Here is a 4429-nt window from a genome sequence, read left to right as displayed (position 1 = left end):
CACACCGATGGAAACCATCGCAATACCAGAATGGAGAATTTGACAGCCATTCACCGTCACTGTCACGACCGAATACAAGGTGGAAAAGGCAATCTTTCAACCCAGCTTAGTACCCATCTCAAGGGTCAATCTGGAGAGGAGCCGGATGAGCGGAAACTCTCACGTCCGGTTCTGAAGCCGAGCATGGGGGGCGACCTCCATGCTTAGGTTAACGGATTCCCCGGAGGGATTTCTGAACTTCCGACAAGTCGGATTCATGGGCGAAGTCAAAGACGCCCCTATAGGTTGCCCAAGGGCTTCCCTTTACGTTTGGAATTGCCGTTCTCCGCTTCCATCACAATGCCAAAATGAAGGCCCCGAGAATGAAAAACACCGCCCGGTTGCCAAAATAGGCGTAGGTTTCCTGGGCGGAAATTGCCCCACTAAAGGGCAGCAAGAACAGGATGACGATCGCCGTTACCGGCAAGGGGAGCAGGGTGGTCCCCCAGGAAAAGGCGGCTAACCCAAAGACGGCAAAGGCGCGTTGTGCATTGGGTTCAAACCCCGGAAGCGGGATGAGTAAGAGGGTGACATAAATCGCCCTGGCGATTAAGTAGCCGATCCAGCGATGTTGAAAGAGTTGCGATCGCTGCAAGAAGGCGCTGATGCGCTTGGAGATAAACCCAAAATACTGTTTTAGGCCCATGTTTGGTATGAAAAAGGGGTGAAGCGCGCTTGAGAGGGGAGTGGGTTATCCTCGCCAGCAGTCGGCGCGGACAATCCAGAAGACTTGATTAGCCAGAATGGCGGATTTTCGACACATTCCGGCTATGATAGGCGATCGCTTTCCCAATTTTAAATATTTTTATAAAGCCACAACCGCCCCGGGTGGCCATGAATTTTAAGATTGATTTAGATTTGCCTCAATCCGGTTATGAGATAATCACAGAATAAACTTACGCCTATTTTGAAAATCTTCCCTACTATTGAGGCAATATTTACTTGGATGCCCCTAGATTTAGGGATAATGCGGAAGTTTTAAGAGTGGGAGCAAGATGCTCGCTATTCCCCAATCGAGGATCTTGCTCCCACTCCTGAGCAACAGGGCTGCGCCAAGGCCATCCCAGCTTACCGGAACCCATTACCAAGGTCCTGTTTATGGTTCGTTTGAGCGATCGCGCATTTAATATCCTCCGTGGCGAAATCGAAAAATCCACTGGGACCGATTCCGCCAGCAAACTCCAGCAGAGTATGGCTTTGAAGCGCTTAGAAAAATTTCGCCTTCAATCGGGAGACCCCGTGACTGCGGCAGAACTACGAGAAACTCTGAGTGATATTTATCCTCAGTTTGATGAACAAATTTTGCAAGCGGCAGAAAAGGCAAATCGTCCTCCCGGACCCTTGAGCGCGCTCAAATGGATCCCTGGACTGATCGGAGGGGCGGCAGGAGTTGCCGCTGTGATTTGGGTGCTTAATCTCCCCTATCCGATGATTCGCCGTCCAGTTTCTAAGACGATTCCGGTGGTGTTGCTGCCGAGTTTTATCAGTATGGACCATAATTATCGCCAAGCGATTTCTCTGGTGGAACAGGCGGATCAACTGGTCAATAATGCCACGAGTCGGGCGGATTTTGATTTGGGAACCGAAAAGGTCAAGCTGGCGCAAAAATCTCTCGATCGCCTGCCGGTGTGGTTTTTGGGGTATTACCCGGAACGGTACTGCACTTTGTTTGGTTGTAGTTGGAAGTTTACGCTAGATGAGTTTGAGTCAGCGCGCAAGGCGATCGGGCGGATGGAAGCGACCCTGTTTCAGCAACAGAATGCTCAGACTCAGCTTTGGGAGGTGGAAACGGCGCTGAATAACGCAAAACAGGAGTATCAGCAGGCAACGAACCTGACGGAGAAACAACAGGCGATCGCGGCATGGCAGTCGGCAATTGATCGCTTAGTGGAAATTGCCCCAGGAACCTTAGCGAGTCAAATGGCACAACCCAAGCTGACAGCAGCTATGCGGGATTTTGAACAGGTGGTGGGTTCGGCAGAGGGGAGTTTGAAAACGGCGACGACGATGGATGCGGCGAAGGCATTTGCCATGCAAGCGGCAGTCGCCTCCCAAAATCCGCCCCATTCGGCAGCGCAGTGGGAGCAAGTTGAACGATTGTGGGATATGGCGATCGCCCGGTTGGAACAGGTGACACCGGATGCACCGGACTATTTGGAGGTTCAGAAAAAACTGGCGGAATATGAGGTCAATCGCGGGATTGTGGCGACGCGGTTACAGGCGGAAAAGGAGTCTGTGCAAACCCTGAATCAAGCAAAAGAGGCGATCGCCACTTGGCAGCAGTTGGCACAAGTTGAGCAAGAGAGTCTCGACTGGGGAAGACTCTCGGGCGACTTACGCAAAATTATCACCCAATTGGAGCAAGTGCAAGCCGGAACCACTGTCTCCGCAGAAGCTGAGGAGTTGCTGAAATTTGCCCGAGACAAAGATAAACAATTGCAGCGGTTTTAGGATTGAGGGGCGAGGGGTATTCAACCTCCAGCAACGAACAAAGTGCGTTAGACAAATGCCTAACGCACCTTGATTTTTTAAAGAGGGGCAATTATGAGCGCGCTCATAATTGCCCGCTTGTTCTATTGATCTGCCGGAGCTGGGGCTTCAGTCGGTTCAACAATTTGTGCGTCTACTTTCACCTCTTTTACCCCGCGAATTTCTTGGGCTAAAGTGGCGATCGAGTCATATTTTTCTTGGTTAGGAACCGTTCCTGTCACGGTAACCACACCCTCTTCAGCAATTACGGCCAACTTACCCTGGGGGATATTGGCTTCTAGCTTACTGCGAACTTCACTAGCTAGGTCACTATCTGCACGTTCTAGGGGGTCGCCCGCAACGTTGTTTCGTTCTTCCCGCGCCCGAATGTCGCTATCGAGTTGAGCGCGGCGAGTCTCATCCCGGGCATCTTCGTAGGTTTCTCCCACTTGAGCGGGTTCCTCTACGGTTCCGTCGGCGGTAACAGGAGCATCAGCGCTGGTGCGGGATACGTCCTGACAAGCACCGGCACCAAATAAAACGGCAAGTCCGAGTAAGAAAGGAGTAATCTTTTTCATGGTTATTTTCCTGAATTTTTTTTACGTTTAGGGTAGATGTGCGATTCAGTTTTGATGGGTTACACAACCGGCTTGGGAGGTATCCTCAGCACATCTGAATCGCCCCAATTGAAACTATCTGTTTAAAATTCTCTATGAGAACACAAGATCTCGACTGCTGGAACCCTGTAATACCAAATCGGGTTGGTAAAAGTCGGTTTTCTCTTGAGCCCGCGCTTCTCGGGCTTTATCCGCTTTTTTCCCCACCCTTGAGGGTGTGGGTTTGTGTAGACCTAAAGCAACCGAATTCCGTATAAACGGAGTTCAATCAAGGCCAAGGGTTCCAGCCTCATCCTTTGCTTAGAAACAAGCTAAAGTTTAGCGGCGGATATCCCGTTCTGTGGTATGGTCAACGACCTTAACAACATTATCCTCATAGACGACATCGCCATCGGTACGAACCACATCCCGTTCCCGTTCAACCACGGGGGTGCGATTTTCAACCACGGTTTCTTGACGACGAACAACGTCGGTTTGATGATGCACATCATGGGTGTTGCGAGCGTCATACACGCCCCATTCTTCGATGCCACCCCGATTTAAAATGGTGTCAGCACGAGCAATATCTGCTTCGCTTCCATCTACAATCACTAAGTAATCACCCCGGGAGACGCGCTCTTTATACACTTGAGCGCGTTCTTCAGGAATTCCCAGGCCAACTAAAGCACCGATTAGGCCCCCTGCTGCTGCACCGATCGCTGCCCCACCTGCGGTAGTTGCCAACGCGGTTGCTGTTGCACCGGCTAACATGATAGGACCAATCCCGGGAATGGCAAGTGCACCCAAACCTACGAGTAAACCCGTAATGGTTCCGATCGCCCCTCCGGTTGCTGCACCCACTGCTGCACCTTCATCGGCTTTATTGCCTCGATCATCACCGTGGAGGTCATCCGAAATGGGACGATTTTCATCCTTGGCAATCACAGATACGCGGTCCATTGGGAAGCCACTATCTTTGAGTTCGCGCAATGCCCGTTCTGCTTGCATCCGAGTGGGAAATGTACCAACGGCTCGTTTTTGGTATGTTATAGCCATGTTTCCTCCTGCTTGAAAAATTTATTTGGAAAAACTACATATCTTTCCGTCTTACATTTCAATTACACCACGTTTGCCGAGGAGATTCATCCCTCGAAAGGGGGAACTTAGTAACCAACAGGCGATCGGGACAATCTTTGGCCAGCCAAATTCCAAAACTTAGCCCTACAAAGGACTTCGGCGATTGCTCCATCTCATATTCTTCTGGATGGGGTCATTGATCTCTACCCCTATTGAGAGATAAACCGGCGATCGGTCAGTAGCAACAA

General features: G+C 50.7%; 4 protein-coding genes and 1 pseudogene. 2 read left to right on the top strand and 3 right to left on the bottom strand.

Features of this window, described 5'->3' with window-relative positions:
- Positions 1-207: pseudogene (locus NG795_RS23160) on the top strand (hypothetical protein); the annotation flags it as partial.
- Between the two features lie 127 nt (positions 208-334).
- Here the strand turns inward: NG795_RS23160 and NG795_RS23155 are convergent.
- Positions 335-685: an anion permease gene (locus NG795_RS23155; protein WP_367290993.1), complete on the bottom strand. Its 351-nt coding sequence runs from the start codon at positions 683-685 to the stop codon at positions 335-337.
- A gap of 452 nt (positions 686-1137) precedes the next feature.
- Here NG795_RS23155 and NG795_RS23150 point away from each other — a divergent pair, with 452 nt between their 5' ends.
- Positions 1138-2490, top strand: a complete 1353-nt coding sequence (locus NG795_RS23150; protein ID WP_367290992.1) for a hypothetical protein — start codon at positions 1138-1140, stop codon at positions 2488-2490.
- A gap of 122 nt (positions 2491-2612) precedes the next feature.
- Here NG795_RS23150 and NG795_RS23145 read toward each other — a convergent pair whose 3' ends face one another.
- Complete coding sequence (locus tag NG795_RS23145; protein WP_367290991.1) at positions 2613-3086, bottom strand: BON domain-containing protein; 474 nt, start codon at positions 3084-3086, stop codon at positions 2613-2615.
- Between the two features lie 357 nt (positions 3087-3443).
- Complete coding sequence (locus NG795_RS23140; RefSeq protein ID WP_367290990.1) at positions 3444-4160, bottom strand: general stress protein; 717 nt, start codon at positions 4158-4160, stop codon at positions 3444-3446.
- Positions 4161-4429 lie beyond the last annotated feature (269 nt).

Origin of the sequence: Laspinema palackyanum D2c (assembly GCF_025370875.1) — a bacterium.
In the GTDB taxonomy this organism is placed as follows: Bacteria; Cyanobacteriota; Cyanobacteriia; order Cyanobacteriales; family Laspinemataceae; genus Laspinema; species Laspinema palackyanum.
The sequence above is the reverse complement of the archived record's forward strand: the minus strand, read 5'-3'. Positions and strand labels throughout refer to the sequence as shown.